At 67.8% G+C, this 19,159-nt stretch carries 15 protein-coding genes; 10 read left to right on the top strand and 5 right to left on the bottom strand.

The window, feature by feature from the left end; genetic code table 11:
* Positions 1-27: 27 nt before the first annotated feature.
* Positions 28-1,002, top strand: coding sequence for a 1-phosphofructokinase family hexose kinase (locus C0J29_RS19210; RefSeq protein WP_197748215.1), 975 nt, complete (start codon positions 28-30; stop codon positions 1,000-1,002).
* 94 nt (positions 1,003-1,096) lie between these two features.
* Positions 1,097-1,873, top strand: a complete 777-nt coding sequence (locus tag C0J29_RS19205; protein WP_120793237.1) for a universal stress protein — start codon at positions 1,097-1,099, stop codon at positions 1,871-1,873.
* Between the two features lie 6 nt (positions 1,874-1,879).
* Here C0J29_RS19205 and otsB read toward each other — a convergent pair whose 3' ends face one another.
* Positions 1,880-5,557, bottom strand: a complete 3,678-nt coding sequence (otsB, locus tag C0J29_RS19200) for a trehalose-phosphatase (protein ID WP_162951509.1) — start codon at positions 5,555-5,557, stop codon at positions 1,880-1,882.
* Positions 5,558-5,700: 143 nt separating this feature from the next.
* Between otsB and C0J29_RS19195 the strand changes: the two genes are divergently transcribed.
* The 6 genes from C0J29_RS19195 to C0J29_RS19170 all read left to right on the top strand — a co-directional run bounded on the left by C0J29_RS19195 (position 5,701) and on the right by C0J29_RS19170 (position 13,433).
* Entirely contained in the window at positions 5,701-6,603 is a 903-nt protein-coding gene (locus C0J29_RS19195) for a universal stress protein (protein ID WP_120793235.1), read from the top strand.
* A 4-nt stretch (positions 6,604-6,607) separates the two neighbouring features.
* Positions 6,608-8,128 carry a bifunctional aminoglycoside phosphotransferase/ATP-binding protein gene (locus C0J29_RS19190; RefSeq protein ID WP_120793234.1) on the top strand — a complete coding sequence of 507 codons (1,521 nt, stop codon included), beginning with the start codon at positions 6,608-6,610 and terminating at the stop codon, positions 8,126-8,128.
* 17 nt (positions 8,129-8,145) lie between these two features.
* A complete protein-coding gene (gene ppsA / locus C0J29_RS19185) occupies positions 8,146-10,425 on the top strand; it encodes a phosphoenolpyruvate synthase (RefSeq protein WP_120793233.1) in 2,280 nt (759 codons plus the stop codon).
* A 35-nt stretch (positions 10,426-10,460) separates the two neighbouring features.
* Positions 10,461-11,564: a 3-oxoacyl-ACP synthase III family protein gene (locus C0J29_RS19180; RefSeq protein WP_065044780.1), complete on the top strand. Its 1,104-nt coding sequence runs from the start codon at positions 10,461-10,463 to the stop codon at positions 11,562-11,564.
* Positions 11,548-12,450 carry a 3-oxoacyl-[acyl-carrier-protein] synthase III C-terminal domain-containing protein gene (locus tag C0J29_RS19175; protein WP_120793232.1) on the top strand — a complete coding sequence of 301 codons (903 nt, stop codon included), beginning with the start codon at positions 11,548-11,550 and terminating at the stop codon, positions 12,448-12,450. Before C0J29_RS19180 ends, C0J29_RS19175 begins: the two co-directional genes overlap by 17 nt.
* A 110-nt stretch (positions 12,451-12,560) precedes the next feature.
* Positions 12,561-13,433 carry a universal stress protein gene (locus tag C0J29_RS19170; protein WP_120793231.1) on the top strand — a complete coding sequence of 291 codons (873 nt, stop codon included), beginning with the start codon at positions 12,561-12,563 and terminating at the stop codon, positions 13,431-13,433.
* Positions 13,434-13,441: 8 nt separating this feature from the next.
* Here C0J29_RS19170 and C0J29_RS19165 read toward each other — a convergent pair whose 3' ends face one another.
* From C0J29_RS19165 to C0J29_RS19155, 3 genes are all read right to left on the bottom strand, one after another.
* Positions 13,442-14,236 (bottom strand): glutamate racemase, encoded by a 795-nt coding sequence (locus C0J29_RS19165; RefSeq protein WP_162951508.1) that lies wholly within the window; start codon positions 14,234-14,236, stop codon positions 13,442-13,444.
* Complete coding sequence (locus tag C0J29_RS19160; RefSeq protein ID WP_120793229.1) at positions 14,233-16,182, bottom strand: methyltransferase domain-containing protein; 1,950 nt, start codon at positions 16,180-16,182, stop codon at positions 14,233-14,235. Before C0J29_RS19160 ends, C0J29_RS19165 begins: the two co-directional genes overlap by 4 nt.
* 118 nt (positions 16,183-16,300) lie before the next feature.
* Entirely contained in the window at positions 16,301-17,332 is a 1,032-nt protein-coding gene (locus C0J29_RS19155) for a cupin domain-containing protein (RefSeq protein ID WP_120793228.1), read from the bottom strand.
* A 172-nt stretch (positions 17,333-17,504) separates the two neighbouring features.
* Here C0J29_RS19155 and C0J29_RS19150 point away from each other — a divergent pair, with 172 nt between their 5' ends.
* Complete coding sequence (locus C0J29_RS19150; protein ID WP_172834840.1) at positions 17,505-17,861, top strand: bleomycin resistance protein; 357 nt, start codon at positions 17,505-17,507, stop codon at positions 17,859-17,861.
* Here the strand turns inward: C0J29_RS19150 and C0J29_RS19145 are convergent.
* Positions 17,858-18,250, bottom strand: coding sequence for a DoxX family protein (locus C0J29_RS19145; protein WP_065044838.1), 393 nt, complete (start codon positions 18,248-18,250; stop codon positions 17,858-17,860). The genes C0J29_RS19150 and C0J29_RS19145 overlap by 4 nt on opposite strands.
* Positions 18,251-18,325: 75 nt before the next feature.
* Here C0J29_RS19145 and C0J29_RS19140 point away from each other — a divergent pair, with 75 nt between their 5' ends.
* A complete protein-coding gene (locus C0J29_RS19140) occupies positions 18,326-19,153 on the top strand; it encodes a hypothetical protein (protein ID WP_162951507.1) in 828 nt (275 codons plus the stop codon).
* Positions 19,154-19,159 lie beyond the last annotated feature (6 nt).

Raw genomic sequence — 19,159 nt, 5'->3', positions numbered from 1 at the left:
AGTCCACACTGACGAGCGGAGTTCACCATGCACGCCGGTTTCGCACCGGGGCTACCGCGGATCGTCACGCTGACGATGAATCCCGCCCTCGACATCACCACCAGCGTGGAAGTGGTGCAGCCCACCAGCAAGTTGCGTTGCAGTGCAACGCGATACGACCCGGGTGGGGGTGGTGTGAACGTGGCGCGGATAGCCCACGTGCTCGGGGGGTCGGCGTTCGCGGTGTTGCCGTCGGGCGGGTCGCACGGCGGTCTGCTGACCAGGCTGCTCAGCGACGCGGGGGTGCCGTTCGGTGAGATCCCGATCGCCGGCGCCACCCGGGAGAGCTTCACCGTCAACGAGACCAGTACCGGACGGCAGTTTCGGTTCGTTCTGCCCGGCCCCGTGCTCACCGCGGCCGAACAGGACAGATGCCTGCAGGAGCTGCGGATGGCCGCGCGGTCCGCTGACTTCGTGGTGGCCAGCGGCAGCCTGCCGCCCGGTGTTCCCGCCGACTTCTATCAGCGGGTGGCCGACGTAGCTCGCGACGTGGGTGCCCGCCTCATTCTGGACACTTCTGGTGGCGGACTGCACGGCGTGTCGTCGGGGGTCTACCTCCTGAAGGCCAGCGTGCGGGAGCTGCGCGAATGTGTGGGACGCGAATTAGTCACTGAGGCAGAACAAATCGCCGCCGCGCGCGAACTCGTGGACAGCGGTCGCGCCGAGGTCGTGGTGGTGTCGTTGGGTTCGGCGGGCGCGCTGTTGGCCACTGAGCACACCTGCCAGCGCTTCGCGGCGGTGCCCATGGAGGGCGGCAGCGGTGTGGGTGCCGGCGACGCGATGGTGGCCGCCATCGCGGTCGGACTGACCCGTGGATGGCCGCTGGCCAAGTCGGTGCGGCTGGGAATCGCCGCGGGCGCGGCGATGCTGCTGACGCCCGGCACCGCGGTATGCGAACGCTCGGACGTGGAACGGCTTTTCGAGTTGACCGGCGAGCCGGTGGAGGTGGGCGACAGCGCGTAGGGGACGAAGGGCATTGCGAACTCAGGCCAAACGACCCCTGCAGAAATGAGCGACCGCGCCATAGATTGATGGTGAGCGAAAGTCAGGAGCCGACATGAACCAGCTGGACGCAAAGTCGGTGGTGGTGGGTGTCAACGGTTCGCAGGCCGCGGTCAACGCGGCGAAGTGGGCGATTGACGAGGCGTTGAGCCGCCAGATGCCACTTCGGCTGGTCTACGTCATCACCGGCAAGGACACGGGGTCGACCCAGGCTTCGGACTGGGAACTCGAACGCGCCGAAATGGTGCTGTCGCAGGCGGAAAGCGCGGTGCTCAGCGCGGCGCAGGCCGAGGGAAAGCCAGTCGAGATCGAGACCGCGATCCGCTCCGGGGACCCGGCGCGGGCGCTGATCAACACCTCTCAGGACGCGGCCCTGGTGTGTGTGGGTACCTCCCGGCGCGGGTGGGCCGCTGATGGGCTGCTGGGTCCCACGGCCGCCGCGCTGGTGACGCACGCGCACTGCCCGGTCGCGGTGATCCGCACCAATCCCGACGGCTCACCCACCCAGGTGGGGGTGATCGCCGTCGTCCTCAATGACGATCCCGACAACGACGAGGTGGTCCGGCTGGCAATGGAGGAAGGTCGGCGCCGGCACGCGATCGTGCGGCAGATCGACCGCCGCCTGGACAGCTGGGTCCGCCGCTACCCCGACGTGCCGGTCCAGATCGTGGCGTCCGGAACCGGTGCCAGGGCAGACGAGAACCACAGTCGCGCAATCGATCTCGCTATCGTCGGAGAGTCCGAGGCGGCGGAGTTGCCGGGACTGGCGACCCCGAACTGCCATCCGATCCTGGGTTATCCGGACTGCTCGGTGCTGCTGGTCCGGCACTGAAAGCCCTTATCCGACTTCGATCGTGCTGCCCGGCAGCAACCGATGGATCCGGCCACGGCACTCGACGTCGATGGGTCCGGTGCTTCCGGACTCCGCGGTCAGTGTCGCGCTGCGCCCCTTGAGTTCGAGATGCAGCCGGTGGCCCCGGTACACGAACGGAAACTCGATGGGCCCCAGCCCTTCCGGCCACTGCGGGCTGAGGACCAGTCGGTCGTCGCGCGTTTCCAGTCCGGTGAAGCACCGCTGCAGCAGATCGATGCTGCCCGCCATGGCCGCCAGGTGGATCCCTTCCGCGGTGGTGCCGCCCTGGATGTCGGTGATGTCGGACCGGAGCACCTGCTGGAAATACTCCAGAGCATTGGCCCGGTTCGCACGCGCCAGCACCCAGGAGTGCACGACCGCGCTCAACGTCGACCCATCGGAGGTGCGGGCCAGGTAGTAGTCGACCGTCTTGGGGATCTGCGCGGGCGTGAAGTGGTAGCCGAGCCGGCCGAACAGGCCGAGCAGTTCTTCCGAGGACAGCAGGTAGAACAACATCAGCGCGTCAGCCTGCTTGGACGCCTTGTAGTTGTTGACGCTGTCATTCTCGGCTTCCAGGATACGGTCGAGTCGCTGAATGTTGCCGTACCGCCGGCGGTAACCCTCCCAATCCAGTTCGGCCAGTTCGGAATAGCCTTCGAATTGACTGATCACGCCGTCGTGGAACGGCACGAACATGCGCCGGCTCACGTGATCCCAGCGCTCCCGCTCCTGGGTTGTCAGGCCGAGCTTCGCGACGAGTTCGAGGCGGTCGCGCAGCGGCAACAGGTCCAGCGCCTCCATCGCCCGCAAGATCACCCAGACCGCCATCACGTTCGTGTACGCGTTGTTGTCGATCCCGTCGTATTCCCGGCCGGGGTAACCGGAATGGAACTCATCCGGCCCGATGATGCCGCGGATCGTGTAGCGGCCCAGGACGGCGTCGAAGTTGGCCAGACCCACCCAGAATCGCGCGATCTCGACCAGCATCTCGGTGCCGTAGTCCACCAGGAACTGGCGGTCCCCGCTGACCTGATAGTTCTGCCAGGTGTTGTAGGCAACGGCAAGACCGACGTGATGTGCCCGCGCGCTGGCGTCGGGCAGCCAGCGACCCGACTGGGGATTGAGATGGACTTCCTGGCTGACTTCGCGTCCGTCGCTGCCCGACTGCCACGGAAACATGGCGCCCAGATGGCCGGCGCGGTGGGCCGCACGACGGGCTTCCGGCAGCCGTCGGTACCGGTACAGCAGCAGCGACCGGGACACATTCGACATCCGCAGGCTCAGTACCGGCGAGATGAACAGCGAGTCCCAGAACACGTGTCCGCGGTAGGCCTCGCCGTGCAGTCCCCGGGCCGGGACGCCGGCGTCGAGTTCGGCGGTGTGCGGAGAGATCGTCTGCAGCACATGCACCAGGTGCAACCGCAGGATCCGCAGCGCGTCGTCTCCGTCGGAAAGGCCGACGTTGCACTGCTCCCACAGCCGCGCCCACGCCCGCTCGTGCGCCTGGTGCAGTTCGGCGTAGCGCCCGGCCGCGTCGAGGCATACGGCCGCGGCGGCGGCCGGTTCGGCGATCGCGGCATCCCGGCCGGTGAAGATGGTCACGATCTTCTCCAGGGTCACCGGCCGGCCGGACTCGACCGCAACCTCGATGCGTTGACCGCCGCGGTTGTGCTCGCGGATCATCGTGTGTTGCACGTCGGCCGGGGTGTCACCGTGCCACACGCTGCTGCGGGCGGCCATTGCGATCGCGATGCGCGACTGCGAGGTCTCGGTGCGCAGCACCACGCCACTGGGCGCGGTCTCGTCGATCACCGCTTCGGTGAGGTGTGCGCTGGACAGCGGCTTGTAGCGTTCGACCATGGTGTTGCGCACGGTCGCGTCCACCAGCGACTCGAACTCGACCGTCCCCGACCAGTTTTCGGGGTGGACGGTGGTTTTCATGCACAGTAGGTGCGGATCGTGCATCGACGCGAAGCGCTGCTGGTCCAGCGTCGTGATCCTGCCGGCGCCGTCGGTGAAACGCACCCTACGCGACAGCGTCGCATGGCGTAGGTCGAATACCTGTCGGTAAGAAAGGATTTCGGCCTGGTCGATGTCGAACCAGGGGCCACCGTCGATCCGCAATGTCAGGGACAGCCAGTTGGGCAGGTTGACCAGGCTCTCGTTCTCGATGGTCCGGCCCGCGATCTGGTCGGCGAGGATGTTGTATACACCGGTGGCGTAGGTACCCGGGTAATGGTGCTGCGACGCGGCGGCTTCGGGAGCGCAGCCGCGGGTGGCGACGTAGCCGTTGCCCACGGTGCACAGCGTTTCGCGCAGCCGTTCGCTCACCGGGTCGTAGTAGTCGTAGGCGAGCTCCCACGCATCGTGGGGAGCCTCCGACTCCTCCCTCAGGTCGTCGGCCAGTAGCTGCAGGAATTCGGTTACAGCAGAGGGGCTTTCGAGACTGAAGCTGGCGGCTGACGGCCGGTCGCCGCCCTCCAGGTGGCGAACCGCGATTCCCACACCGTCGAAGCGGATCGCGTCGAAAGCGTCCTCGTCGCTGATGTCATCGCCGATGAAGATCGGCAGTGTGGTGGCTGACCCCGAATCCCCCTCAGCGGCCAGGTATTCCAGAATCCAGTGCAGCGCCCTGCCCTTGTCCCAGGAGACGTTCGGCCGCAGCTCGACCAACTTGCGTCCGGTCGTGACACGGAGCCCCGTCGCGCGTCCCAGCCGGCGCACCGCCGCGATCACCCGGTCGACGGACTGCGGTTCGGCGTTGCGGTAGTGCACAGCCACCGCGAAACGTTTGCGCTCCACGATCGTACCGGGGACGTCTTTGAGTTCTTCGGCCAAATGTGTTGCCGCACGCACCAAGACGGCGACCGAAGCCGCGGCGTCGGTATTCTGGTGCAGCGTGCCGTCGGGCGCGACCAGTTCGAATCCGTGGCTGCCGGCGAACCACAACCCGTCGACGTCGATCTTGGCGCGGAGGTCGGCCAGGTCGCGGCCGCTGATCACCGCCACCGGGCATTGCCTGCTCAGTGCGCGCAACGCTTCGGCGGCGCCGGGCACCAGCTTCGCCGACTCCGGCTGGCCGACGATGTCGGCCAGGGTGCCGTCGAAGTCGACGAAGGCCACCGGCTGGCGGGCCGTGACGAGTTCCCTGACCTGGCTGTAGACCTGCAGGGCGTCGGTGATGGCCGAGATCACCGCGTCCCCGTTGCGCACCGAGATCTCGGCCAGGTCGGCGATGACGGCGTCAGCCCCGTGCAACGCGAGTTCCTCGGTGCCGTGGTCGAGCCCGATCACCAGGCTGAATCCGGCGGCACAGGCGTCCTCGACCGCGGCCGGATCGTGCTCGATGACGGCGCAGCGGTCGGGGCGGACCTTCAGCCGCGACGCGGTCCGGGTCAGCACCGTCGGGTCGTGCTCGTCGGCGAACTCCACCACGTCGACATCGACCAGATCGTCGATGAGTGCACCCGGCAGCTGCACTCCGCCACGGGCGGCCGAATAGACGGCCGTGCCGATGCCCGCATCACGCAGTCGGCGGAGCAGCGGTCCAGTGGAATCGGAGGCCCGGAAGCCACCCGAAACCGCCGCGGAGAGAACCCCGTCGATATTCAGGATCACCGCATCGTGGTAACGCCGGTCAATGGTGGCGGGCCAGTCGGTCACGTCAGTGACGATGCCACAGCGTGGGCCTCAATTGGCCGCTGAAAAGGCAATGAAGGTCGCACGTCACTGCACTTGGTGACTAAAGCCCCACGACCCAGCTCGGTTCGGGCAATAGCGTTTTCGGTAACGGAGGGAGTACGGAAATGGACGCGCTGGCTGAGCGCCGCGGCATCCTCGTCGGGGTCGACGGTTCGGAACCATCGAACGCCGCGGTGGTGTGGGCGGCACGTGAGGCCGCGATGCGCCATGTTCCCCTGACGCTGATCCACATGGTGAACGCGGCCGTCCCGATGTACCCCGAGATGCCGCTGTCGATGGGCATGGGGATATGGCGGGACGAGGACGGCCGGCGGGTGCTGCAACACGCGGTCAAGGTGGCCGAAGACATCGTCGGTTCGGCCCGGCCGGTGCTGATCTCCACTGAACTGAAATGCTCGCCGCCGGTGCCGACGCTGGTACAGCTGTCCGCGGACGCGGAAATGCTGGTGGTGGGCAGCCACGGTCGCTCGGCGCTAGGCCGGGGTCTGCTCGGCTCGGTGAGCGCGGGCGTGGTGCGACGCGCGAACTGTCCCGTGGCGGTGATCCGTGACGAGCACGCACCCGCGGGAGCTCCGGTCGTCGTGGGGATCGACGGGTCGCCGGCTTCCGAACTGGCGACAGCGATCGCATTCGAAGAAGCCTCCCGGCGCGGGGCCGAGCTCAAAGCCGTGCATGCCTGGAGCGACATCGAGGCCGTCGAACTGCCCGGCCTGGACTGGACCATCTTCAAGGAGGACGCGGACCGCATTCTGGCCGAGCGCCTCGCGGGATGGCAGGAGCAATTCCCGGATGTGACCGTGCGCCGCGTCGTGGTGTGCGACCGTCCCGCACGACAGCTGATCAAGCAGGCCGAGTCCGCCCAGCTTGTGGTGGTGGGCAGCCACGGTCGCGGCGCGGTCGGCACCATGTTGCTCGGGTCGGTCAGCAACGCGGTTCTGCATTCCACCAGCACACCGGTTATCGTCGCGCGACCGGTGCAGACCCCGTCCCGGCGACTGACAGTCTGAAGTCATGGAGTTTGCGATCACCGCCGAACGGTCAGCCGATGCGATGCCTGAAGTGACGTTCCCTTTCCTGGACGTGCGAGAAACCCACACCGGTGTGGTGGTGCTGGCCGGAGACCGGGCCTACAAGGCCAAGAAACCGGTGCTCACCGATTTCGTCGACTTCCGCACCACCGAGCAGCGCGAGCACGCCTGCCGGCGGGAGGTCGAGCTGAACCGCCGGCTGTCGCCGGAGGCATACCTCGGGGTGGCCCACCTGTCAGATCCGGCCGGCGGCGCCGCCGAGCCGATCGTGGTCATGCGCCGCTACCGCGACCAGGATCGGCTGGCATTTCTGCTCAGCCACAAGACGTCTGGTGAATGCGAGCGCCTACTGGACACCATCGCCGCCGTGCTGACGCAGTTCCACGACGGAGCCGAGCGCAGCCCGTTGATCAGCGCCCAGGGCGAGGCCGGCGCGGTCGACCAACGCTGGCGGGCCAACCTCAGGGAACTGCACCAGTTCACCGCGATTCCCGGTGTGACACAGGAAGTCATCGCACGCATCGAGCGTCTTGCCGCGGAGTACATCGCCGGACGGGGGCACCTGTTCGCAAGCCGCATCGACGAGGACAGCATCGTCGACGGCCACGGGGATCTGCTCGCAGACGACATCTTCTTCGTCGACGGCCACCCCGCCCTGCTGGACTGCCTCGAGTTCGATGACCAACTGCGTCATCTCGACCGCATCGATGACGCCGCCTTCCTGGCCATGGACCTGGAATTCCTGGGACGCAAGGACCTTGGCGACCACTTCCTGGCGAGCTACGTCGCGCTGACCGGCGATACGGCGCCGTCATCGCTGCGGCACTTCTACGTCGCCTACCGTGCGGGGGTACGCGCCAAGGTCGATTGCGTGCGGTTCGGGCAGGGCAGGCCGGAGTCCGCCGACGATGCCGCCCGGCACCTCGCAATCGCTGCGGAGCACCTGGCCGCCGGCGCGGTTCGGTTGGCGCTGATCGGCGGGAATCCCGGCAGCGGCAAGTCGACTGTGGCCCGCGGGCTCGCCGAACAGGTGGGCGCGCAGGTCATCTCGACCGACGATGTCCGACGGGAGCTGCGCGAGTCGGGCGCCATCTCCGGGAGTCCGGGAGTGCTGGACTCCGGTCTCTACAGTCCCGACAACGTCGCCGCCGTCTATGAAACGGTGTTGCGCCGGGCCCGTATCCATCTGAGCGAGGGGCATTCGGTGATCCTCGACGGAACCTGGCAGGACCCGGGTCTGCGCGCACAGGCGCACCGGATGGCCGGCGAAACCCGTTCGCGGATGGTCGAAATCATCTGCGCCGTACCGGTGGAGACAACCGCCGGCCGCATCGAGCACCGCGCGCCGGGCAACTCCGATGCGACCCCCGACATCGCTGCGGCGCTGGCCGCCCGCCGGGACGCCTGGGAGTCGGCGTACCGGATGGACACCTCCCAGCCCCTCGAAACCTCCGTGGCACAGGCAGTCAAGGCCTGGCGCCGCGTGACCGACGTCGATCTCTAGCACCGAAAGGAACCCGCATGACCACCAACAACAGCTGCGTCGCCGACATCTCGGCCCTACGTCTGACCGACGCGGAGGAGGCCGGCGGCAAGGGCGCCAACATGGGTGAGCTGGTCGCCGCGGGTCTGCCGGTGCCACCCGGGTTCGTCCTGCTGCGCGGTGGCTACCAGGCGGCGATGCCGGCCGGCGGAGTGGATGCCGAACTCGCTGCGCTGCACCGTGAGGCACTGGCGCAGGTCGACAACAGCGCCCGGTTGGCCGAGCTCTGCCAGCGGATGCAGAAGCTGGTGGGCAAGGCGGGGGTCAGTGACGACGTCCGCACGCAGCTGCTCGACTCCTACGCCAGGTTGGGATCGAACTGCGTTGTGGCGGTGCGCTCTTCGGCAACGGGCGAGGACGGCGCCGACGCATCCTTCGCCGGGATGAACCGGACTCTGACCAATATCACCGGTGGCGAGGACTTGATCGACGCCGTCACGCAGTGCTGGGCGTCGCTGTTCAGCCCACGCGTCATCACCTACCGGGCCAGCCGCGGCTTCACTGCCGACCCCGCCATGGCCGTCGTCATCCAGCAGATGGTCGCCTCCGAGAAGTCCGGCGTCGCGTTCAGCGCCGACCCCAGTACGGGGGAGCGGGACCACCTCGTCATCGAAGCGGCTCTGGGTCTCGGCGAAGTCGTGGTGTCCGGAAAGGTCCAGCCCGACACCTACGTCGTCGACAAGAAGACGCTGCAGGTGCGCGACTTCTCGATCGGCTACCAGGCTTTCAAGATCGAACGTGGTGCGGACGGCCACGACGTCATCATCGACCTGACGCCCGAGGAAGCACAGGCACGCGTCCTGGACGACGACGCGTTGCGCCGGGTCGCCGAACTCGTGGTCGCCGTGGAGAACCACCACGGCTGCCCGCAGGACGTCGAATGGGCGATCGCTGAAGGCAAGACCTGGCTGGTGCAGGCCAGACCCATCACCATGCTGTACGACGACGAGACGTCCGAGGATTCCGGCGAATCCGGCGTGTTGGTGCGGGGGCTGCCCGCGGCGCCCGGTGCGGCCTCGGGACGGATCCGGGTGCTGCGCACGCCTCAGGAGGGTAACCGCCTGCAGGACAACGAGATTCTGGTCGCGCCGATGACCAACCCGGACTGGCTGCCCGCGATCCGCCGCGCGGCGGCGTTGGTGACCGAGACCGGCGGCATGACCTGTCACGCCGCCATCGTCGCTCGCGAACTCCGGGTGCCCTGCGTGGTCGGCGCCCGCGACGCGACGACGATCCTGCACGACGGCCACATCGTCACCGTCGACGGCGCCCGCGGCACCGTCACCGCCGGAGCCGCGACCGCACCGGCGCAAGCTGTGGCGGCGGCCGCGCCCGCCCCGGTGAACACGGTCAGTGAAACCACCGGCACCAAGATCTACGTCAACCTGGCGATCCCGGACACCGCCGAGGCGGTCGCCGCGCAGGATGTCGACGGTGTCGGTCTGTTACGGGCCGAGTTCCTGCTCACCCAGGCGCTTTCGGGACGCCACCCGCGCGACCTGATCGCCCGCGGCGAGCAGGCCGGTCTGGTCGACGCCATGGTGGCCTCGATCGGCCGCATCGCCGCCGCCTTCGGTTCCCGGCCGGTCGTCTACCGTGCGACCGACTTCCGCAGCAACGAGTTCCGTGGATTGCAGGGCGGCGAGACCTACGAGCCGGTCGAGCACAACCCGATGATCGGTTACCGGGGCTGCTACCGCTACGTCAACGAGCCGGACCTGTTCGCACTGGAACTCGAGGCACTGGCGCGGGTCCGGGAACAGAACCCCAACCTGCACCTGATGATTCCGTTCGTTCGGACCCGGTGGGAGCTGGAATCCTGCCTGGCTCAGGTGGATGCGAGCCCACTGGGCAAGCAACGCGGCCTGCACCGGTGGGTGATGGCCGAAGTGCCGTCGGTGATGTTCTGGTTGCCCGAGTACATCGCGATGGGCATCGACGGGGTGTCGATCGGCAGCAACGACCTCACCCAGCTGGTTCTGGGCGTCGACCGCGACTCCGACATCTGCGCCGAACTGTTCGACGAATCCGACGGCGCGGTACTCGATGCGATCGGGCGAATCATCTCGACAGCCCGCAAGCACGGCATCACTTCGTCGCTGTGTGGCCAGGCGCCATCGACCAACCCGGCTTTCGCCGAGCACCTGGTCCGGATGGGAATCACCTCGGTGTCCGTCAACCCGGACGCGGTCACGGCCACTCGGCGCACCGTCGCGGCCGCCGAACGCCGGCTGTTGCTGGAATCGGTGCGCGGTTGACGATGTAGCGACCGCGCTCGCAAGGAGGTATCACGGTGACACGGCACTGGCTGGTGATGGAGACCGATGGCCAGGGCGCCAGGGCGCCCTACGTCGCCCGGCTGGCAGGCGCCGGCCGGCACCTCCCCGAGACCCGCTTGACCACAGACGATTTGATGGCCTCCACCCGCCATCACACGCATATCGATCTGGAGAAGCTGACCGGTATCCGTGAGCGCCGGGTGTCCACCGGCGAAGAGGATTCGCTGTCCCTGGCCACGGCGGCGGCGCTGAACTGCCTGGCTACCGCACAGCAGGATCCCGCCGACATCGATGTCGTGATCAGTTGCAGCATCACGAAGTTCCGCGGCGGCCTCACCCAGTGGCTGGAGCCGACCATGAGTGGCGCGGTGGCCCGCAACGTCGGGGCGTACCGGGCGATGACCTTCGACGTGTCCAACGCGTGCGCCGGAATGCTCACCGGGGTAACGATTCTCAACAACTGGATCCGCCAGGGCATCGTACGGCGCGGTCTGGTGGTCAGCGGCGAATACATCTCGCAACTCAGCCAGAATGCGGCCAAGCACATCCGCAACATCATGAGCAAGGAACTGGCCTGCCTGACGCTTGGGGACGCCGGCGCGGCCCTGCTGCTGGAACGGGCCCCGGCCGGTTCCGCGGGCATCGAACTCGCCGGCTTCACCACGGTCGCCGACTACAGCCGGCTCTGTCTCGCCTATCCGCAGGGCCACGACCCGGGTGCGCGGATGTTCACCAATTCGCGCGCCATTCAGAAGGCCGCGATCGCCAACACGCCGTTGCTGCTGCATGAAGTGCTTGACACCGTGGGTATTTCGATCCACGACATCGACCACGTGATCACCCACCAGACCTCGGCCCGTGCCATCCGCAAGGGGATGACGCGGATGAAGGAGTCGTTCGGTGACAGTCCGCAGCACGATGCGGTGATCACCGTCGACCGGTACGGCAACACGGCGTCGACGACACACACGGTGGCTCTGGTCGAGGAACTGGAGGCCGGCCGGATCCTGGCCGGCGAGCGGGTGGCGCTGCTGGCGCTGGCATCCGGCCTGGAGATCGGAGTGGTCCTGGTGACCCTGGACGAGGATTTGGTGAGCCGCTATGGGCACAGTGATTGACCGGGTCGACATTGCGCATCCGGGGCTGCGTGGCCGGCACAGCGCGCTGCACCTCGCCGTCGCCGCGGCGAAAGGTTGCCTGCGGCAGGCCGGATGTCGACCGCACGAACTGGATCTGGTGGTCAACGCGGGCATCTACCGCGACAAGAATCTGGGGGAGCCGGCGCTGGCCGCACTGATCCAGGACGACATCGGGGCCAACCCGGAGGATCCGCACGGAAGTGACGCCCACGGAAATGACGCACACGGCACCTTCTCCTTCGATGTGGCCAACGGCGTCTGCGGGGTGTTGACCGCGCTGCAGATCGTCGATGGATTCCTGCGAACCCGAACCGTGCGGCGCGCGCTGGTGGTGACCAGTGACGCCGACCCCGGCCACGGGATGAGCGAGCACTTCCCGTTCTCCGCGACGGGGGCGGCAATGCTGTGCGGCTGGACCGATGACGACTACGGTCTGAGTGGGGTGTCCTGGGCGAACGCCGGCGATGCCCTGGATGACCTCGAGACATCAGCTGCGACAGTGGGATTCGCCGACGGCCGCAATGTCCTGCGGTTCCGGCAGTCGGCCGACGCGGACGACAGGTTCGCGGCGGTGGCCGCCGACGCGGCGCGGGACTGCCTCGAACAACAGGGCGTGCCATTGGCGGACGTCGATCTGATCGTTGCCGCTCCGGCGCGTCCGCACTACCGGGAAGCGTTGAGCGCATTGCTCGGCGTGCCCCCCGAAAAGGTCTGCGTCGCAGACGATCACCGCATGCATACCGCGGCTCTGGCTGCGGCATTCGAGCAACACGCCGCCCGGGCGGGTAGTCAGATCCTGTTCGTCGCCGCCGGAGCGGGCGTCGTGGCCGGGGCGGCCCTCTACCGTCAGCCGCCCGCGCACTAGCCGTTCACCCGGGCACGACGCGATGTTCATGTAGTCGAGGACTTAAGGCCCACGACTGAGCGGCGTTCGCGCAATAGCGTTTTCGTGAGTCAAGCGCTGAGGAGAACGAAATGACGACATCAAACACGGGCCTCGTCGTCGGAGTCGACGGGTCGTCGGCATCGAATGCGGCGGTGACATGGGCCGCCCGTGACGCGGCGATGCGGAATGCCCCGCTGACGCTGGTCCATATGCTCAGCGCCTACGTGCCGACGTTTCCGCAGATTCCGCTGCCGGGCGGTGTCGCGGTCTGGCAGGAAGAAGACGGCCGGCTGGTGCTCGAGGAGGCCGCCAAGCTGGCCCGGGAATCGGCGGGTGGGGCCATCGCGGTAACGACCGAGCTGAAATCGTCCCCGCCGATACCGACGCTGGTGCAACTGTCCGAAGACGCCGACATGGTTGTGGTGGGCAGTCACGGGCGCGGCGCGGTCGGGCGGGTGCTGCTGGGTTCAGTCAGTTCGGGCGTGCTGCGCGGGGCGGCCTGCCCGGTCGCCATAATTCCCGACGAGGAGCAAGACGTTCGTGACGACGCCCCCGTGCTGGTGGGCATCGACGGTTCCCCGGCCTCTGAGCTCGCGACGGCCATCGCATTCGACGAAGCGTCACGTCGCGGTGTGGATCTGCGAGCGGTGCACGCCTGGAGCGACGCCGAGATACTCGACCTCGGTGGCCTGGACTGGCCCACACTGCAGATCGAGTCCGAGCAGGTCCTCGCCGAGCGCCTGGCCGGCTGGCAGGAACGCTATCCCGATGTCGCCGTGCAGCGCGTCGTGGTCTGTGACCGGCCGGCCCGCGAGCTGGTCAACCAGTCGAAGTCCGCTCAGCTGGTGGTCCTGGGCAGCCGCGGTCGCGGCGGCATCGCCAGGATGCTGCTCGGCTCGGTGAGCAACGCCGTGGTGCACTCGGTGCACCGGCCCATCATCGTGGCCCGCTCGGAAGACTGAGAGGCTTTCTAAGAGGCTAGAGCGCTGCGGTCCCGTCGCCCGACCGCCCGGGTGGTCAGCAGTGTGCCCCAGGCGTGAGCGGCGTTGTGGCGCATCGCATCCGGATCACCGGTGGTGAGGAACACCTTCCGGGCCGAGCGGCTCGCCCGGGCGGCTTCGGGATAGCGGTAGGCGATCGCCGCGGCCAGGTGCTCGGCCGGATCGATGAGCCGCGTGTCGGGCAGGGCGGCTGCGAACCAGCGGCTGGCCGCGGGGTAGTGCGTGCAAGCCAATACCAGCGCCTGCACCCGCCGGAGCGGCGCGACGATGTCGGTCAGGTCGGCGTGAAACTGCGCGGAGCCGGTACGGCCCGCCTCGATGTGGGCGGACAACGGTTGCGCCACCCGGGCCAACACCTCCCGCCCCGGTCTGGCCAGTCCGCGCTGGTAGGGCCCGGCGTCGATGGTGCGCTGGCCGCCCACCACGCCGACCGAGGTCAGTTCTTCGGGGACGGACGCAAGGCCGTGGGCGATGATTCCCTCCACGAGCACCGGTGCCGCCCCCAGTTCGGCCACCACCGTGCTGGCCGCGTTGCAGGCGAGCACCACCTCCGTCGCGCCGCGCTCGGCCAGCGCGGTAACCACCCGCATCAGGCGGTCGGTCAGTTCGTCGACGCCCATCCGGCCGTAGGGGGTGGCGCCGGCGTCGGACCAGTACACCACCGGCAGCCCGGGGACCAGCCGGTCCAGGGCGTTGACCAGGCCCACGCCGCCGATGCCCCAGTCGATGATGCCCAGGCAGGCTTCGGTATTCACGGCGGTCACGGGTAGGAGAGCGGGGTGGTCTGCCCCTTGGCCAGTGGACCGGAATCGAACGCCACCACGCGGGCTGACCTGGTGGTCGTCAGGGTCTGCAGCCCCCGGTCGGGGAAGCGGCTGCCGAAATACCAGCGGTATTCGTGTTCGGCACGGATCGGGTTGTGCTGCAGCATGTTCCGCCATTCCGGGTGGTTGGTCAAGGTGGCCAGGTCATGGGCGAACTGCGGACGCTGTCGCCGGGTGCGCAGGTGCGCGACGGTTGATCGGGCCAGCACGGGCAAGTCGCGGATCCGCACCGGACGCTCCACCATGTCGACGACCAACAACCGGCCGCCGGGGGCCAGGACCCGCCGGATCTCGGCCATCACCGGGTCCCAATCCAGGTAGCGGAACGACAGGAACGAGATCACCACGTCGACGTGGTTGTCGGGCACGTCGAGCACCGGCCCGTTCACCTTGCCGAAGCGCAGCCGGGACCGGTCGCGGTTGCGTTCGCGTGCCCGGGCCAGCATGCCGGCGGAACTGTCCATGCCGACTGCGAAGTCGATATCGTCATTGTCGTCCAGTGCCCGCAGCAAAGCCCCGTTACCGCAACCGATTTCCAATACCCGTACCCGGCGTCCGAGGTCAGCGTGGGCTGCGGCCAACCGGCCGGCCACCCACTGCCATTCGGCCTCCCGGACACGGATGTCGGAGTAGGCGCGGTCGTAGAGTTCGGCGACGCGATCGTAGGAGCGTTCGTGTTGTGTTGCGGCGGGCCGGCTTTCGACCATCGGTTCGGCGGCGCAACCCAGATATTTGCGCACGCTGCCGGTCAACCCGTGCGATTTCCGGCCGGGAGCGGCGATCAGATAAAGACTCGGGCGAGCCGTCGGTTGACGGCCCGCCCACGCAAACCGGTCCTTACGCGCGGACACGGTCGTGTAGTTGTGGTTGCCGAAGGCGGTGACGCCGAAGACGTCGGCGAAAAACGGTGCGAACCAGCGCGCCGTTCGGCAGGCGTGGAAATAGGCCCGGCCGCCGGGGGCGAAGGGGATCGTCATGTCCCGCCACTCGTGTGGCGAGAACTGTTCGGGCCAGTCCGTCGAACCGAACATCGGACCGTACATGCCGGAGTGGCTGATCAGGTGCAGCTGGCTGATCATCCGGCCCGACGACGCGAACGCGGCGAGTTCGGCGGTGAAGTCGGCCTTGCGGTGCAGACCGGACACCACGACTTCGGCGTCGGGGTGCGCGGCGGCGAGTTCGCGGCCCATGGTGGCCGCGGCAATCGCGAATTCGGCCGAACCACCGCGGTAATGAGTGGTGTTGGCCACCCAGATGACCGGCTTATGGGGCGCGCTTGCCGGCGCGCCGGGGGCCTTCAAGGCTGCGAACGGGATGCGCGGGTGCTCGCCCGGGGGGATCCAGGCGCCGTAGTTGCCGACAAGTTCGAGTACTTCGGCCCGCTCCATGTCGAACACGCGCATGCTCGCCGGCGGCGGACTGTAGAGATGCAGGGACAGCCCGCCCGATCGGGCGGACATGTCGTGAATCACCTCAGGCGAGATCTGAATGGCCGCACCTTGTTGTCGCGCAAGCTGTTCGGTGACGGCTAACCGCGTTCCTTCCCAGCCGAACCGGCGTTCGTCGAATGCGCCCTCGACGGCGATGACGAAACCGCCGGCGCCGCCGTGGTCGTGTGGCGCGCAGCCGTGGCCCGGACGCCAGCGGGCCAGCATGATCTCCACCTGATCGTCGACCCGCAGGATCGAACGCGAATACGGCTCACCGCCGCGGGGGTCGCCGGCCAGGGCCGACAGCGCTGCCCGGGCCGCGGCGGCGCGGGTCAGCAACTGCGCGTCGGGGACCTCGCCGCGCCTGGCGACGGCAGCCAGGTCGTCGAGCAAGGGGGCCAGCTCGGCGAGGTGCTCGCGCGTGGTAGCCGGCAGGTGGTGCGCCGTATCGGTCATGTTCTTCCCCCTTTGACGAGCCCGGCCGGGGAGCCGCCGTAATTGGTTTCGGTTTGGCAACCAAACGGTCTCGCCAGGCTCTTGGAGGATCCTTGGAGGATTCTTGGAACGCGCGAACTCACTCCCCGGCCGCGTGGGCGTCGAGCGGGTTGCGCCGGTTGACGATCAGCGGGTCGGCGCTGGTGAACGGGAAATCGGGCAGGTCGTCGAGGTGGGTGCCGAACGTGGCCGCGAGTACTTCGCGGGAGTAGGCGCTCACCGACGTGCGGTAGCCGATGTCGCCGGGAGTCGGCTGGTCGAAGAAGATGCAGAAGTGCATTTCGGGGGCGTCGAAGACCTCGATGTGGTGGGGGTAGGCGCGCGGGATGAAGTAGACGTCACCCTGGCGCAGGTACCAGGTGTCCAACTCGCCGCCCGGCCCCATGACGGTCATGCGTGCCGCGCCCCGGTTGACGTAGCCCAGCTCCGCGGTGATCGGGTGCCAGTGCGGTTCCCGCATCCCGTCCTCGCGGATGCGCAGCGAGTACATCGACAGGTCCTTCAGTGCCGGCCAGTACTGCAGGCGCGCGGTCCGGGCCGAGCCCACCGCGATGCTCACGGGCGGGGTCATCGCCTCGACCGCGAATTTGTGTGGGTCGTTGAAGAATGCCGAGGCTGGGACGTCGGGCGCCCCGGAGCGGGCCGCCAGCGCGCGGTCGGTGGTGCTGCGGCGCAGCGTCGCGAAGTCCGAGGCCGGCAGGTCGTAGGTGTTGCCCAGCACCGCATCGGTCATGGCGCCGAAGGCCGCTCCCAGGCCGAAGTCTTCGGGGCGTTCGTTGCGGAAGGTGATGATGAATTCGCACACGTCCGTGCCGATGTTCTCGATGTGGTGCAGCGAGCCCGAGTCGATGTGGAACATCTCGCCGGCGCGCACCACGAACGAGGTGAACTGGCTGCCGGTGTCGAGCACCGAGACCAGGGCGGTGCCCGAGACACAGTAGGTGAGTTCGTTGGCGTTGGCGTGCCAGTGCGGTGTCCGCATGGCGCCCGGGTTGATCAGCAGCCGCTTGATCGACATGCCCCGCAGGATCGGGAAGTTGTCGGCCGTCAGCCGCTGAATCGAACCGAGGTCGGACTCCTCCACGATCTCACCGTCGATCAGTGACGCCACGTGTGTGCTTGTCTGCGTGAGTTTCGTCCTCCTGAAACTTCGCGTCGAAAGTGTCGCCTTCAGGATCGCGTGGGGACGGCCGCACCGTCCAACACCCGTTTTGGATGTGTTGATCGGTGGTGGTTATCAACAGGTCCGAACCGGCGGGTGACAGACTCGTGGCATGTCTGACATCGAATTCACCTCTGCGGCAGCGATCGTGCCCGTGCGGAACCTCGACGCTGCCCTCGACCGCTACCGTCGGCTTGGATTCGACGCCCGCGGCTACGAGGGTCCGGAACGCTACGGATTCGTCGACCGCGGTCCCGTCCAGATGCATCTCACCGAGTGGGCCGAGCACGACCCGTTGACCACGTCGTCCAGCGTGTACTTCTACGTCAGCGACGCCGATGCCCTCTACGCGGAATGGAAGGCCCTCGCCGATCTCGGCGGACGGTTGCATCCGCCGCACGACACCCCTTACGGCTTAAGGGAATTCGCTTACGTCGATCCCGACGGCACGCTGCACCGGGTCGGCTCGCCGCTCTAACTGCTGCGGTAGACCTTGATCGCCGCGGTGATCATCGGGAATTGCAGCGGCAGGCGGGCCAGCGCGAGGATGCGCATCGGCAACGGCTTGTCCCACCACAACCGGACCATGTTGAGATTGCCCGGGTAGACGCCGATGAACAGCGCGGCGGCCGCGGCGGCCGCGGGTCGGCGGGTGCCGCGCGGCAACAACAGTGCCCCGATGACGATCTCGGCCACCCCCGACGCGTACGTGTAAAACCGCGCGCTGAACGGCAGTTCGGCCGGGATGATGTCGTCGAACGGCTTGGGTGCCACAAAGTGCAGGGTGCCCACGCCGAGCAACATCGCCGCGAGGCGGTAGGCCGTGGTCTGGGCGGGCGCGCGTTCCGCGAGCGATTCGGTGGTCATGGCGCTAATCATGCCCTGACCGTCCATCGCCACGGCGTGCACGTCAGACCCGGACGGCCGCGTTACCATCCCGGAATGTCTACTCGGCCCGGGGGAGCGGAGCGGCGCGTGGCCGGCTGGCAGCGGGCACTGCGATGGGCCGCGTGGCTGACATTCCTGGGCCTCGCGGTTGCCAACTCCGATCGGGCGTCCTTCGGCGCACCGGAATTTCTAAGCCTCGCGGTGGCGGTCGGCGTCAGCATCTGGTGCCTGGCCCGGCCGCTCGGTGGCCCGAAAGTGGAGATCGACGACCCGGCACAGGTGTCTGGCACGTTCGTGTCCCGCACCAGCTGGGGACTGGTGCTGTTCGGCGCGTTGCTCACCATCGGCGGGGTCGGGGCGATCGGCGCGATCGTCTACGACCTGACCTCCGGCCGCGCCACGGTACGAGATGTGCTGCACGACATGGCGATTTTCGTCGAAGGCTGGACAGTTGAGCTGTTCACCAACTACGCCTACGACGCGGAGCTGGAGAAGACCCACGCGTATGCGCTCTTCGTGCTGATCGTGCCCGGCTTGCTGCTCGTCAGCGCCAACCTCGTTCCGTTCATTCGGCGCGGTCGCGAGTTCCGGGTCGAGCCGGAAGGCATCTCCATCCGGGACAGGCAGGGCTGGTCGCAACTACTGGACTACGAATACGCCGCCGTCGTCGCAGACGGAACGACCATCCGCTACACGCCGGCCTCCGATGCGGCGGCCAGCGTCGTCCTTCCGCAAGCCCGGGTCTTCTGCCGTGAGAACGGTGCCCGGTTGCACCGCAACGTCAGCGGCGAGTTGTTCGGTCAGCGGCTGGCCCGGCGCGGGTTCACCGTCGACGACGTCGACGCGAAGCACGGCCGCTTCCGCGCCCGGCGCGGCGTTTAGCATGAG

The organism is Mycobacterium paragordonae (assembly GCF_003614435.1).
GTDB classification, from domain to species: domain Bacteria; phylum Actinomycetota; class Actinomycetes; order Mycobacteriales; family Mycobacteriaceae; genus Mycobacterium; species Mycobacterium paragordonae.
The sequence above is the reverse complement of the archived record's forward strand: the minus strand, read 5'-3'. Positions and strand labels throughout refer to the sequence as shown.

Bases quoted from the DNA above. Each gene is read 5' to 3' on its own strand.
- C0J29_RS19210 (WP_197748215.1), top strand. From the start codon at position 28: ATGCACGCCGGTTTCGCACCGGGGCTACCGCGGATCGTCACGCTGACG.
- C0J29_RS19205 (WP_120793237.1), top strand. From the start codon at position 1,097: ATGAACCAGCTGGACGCAAAGTCGGTGGTGGTGGGTGTCAACGGTTCG.
- C0J29_RS19195 (WP_120793235.1), top strand. From the start codon at position 5,701: ATGGACGCGCTGGCTGAGCGCCGCGGCATCCTCGTCGGGGTCGACGGT.
- C0J29_RS19190 (WP_120793234.1), top strand. From the start codon at position 6,608: ATGGAGTTTGCGATCACCGCCGAACGGTCAGCCGATGCGATGCCTGAA.
- ppsA (WP_120793233.1), top strand. From the start codon at position 8,146: ATGACCACCAACAACAGCTGCGTCGCCGACATCTCGGCCCTACGTCTG.
- C0J29_RS19175 (WP_120793232.1), top strand. From the start codon at position 11,548: ATGGGCACAGTGATTGACCGGGTCGACATTGCGCATCCGGGGCTGCGT.
- C0J29_RS19170 (WP_120793231.1), top strand. From the start codon at position 12,561: ATGACGACATCAAACACGGGCCTCGTCGTCGGAGTCGACGGGTCGTCG.
- C0J29_RS19160 (WP_120793229.1), bottom strand. From the start codon at position 16,182: ATGACCGATACGGCGCACCACCTGCCGGCTACCACGCGCGAGCACCTC.
- C0J29_RS19145 (WP_065044838.1), bottom strand. From the start codon at position 18,250: ATGACCACCGAATCGCTCGCGGAACGCGCGCCCGCCCAGACCACGGCC.
- C0J29_RS19140 (WP_162951507.1), top strand. From the start codon at position 18,326: ATGTCTACTCGGCCCGGGGGAGCGGAGCGGCGCGTGGCCGGCTGGCAG.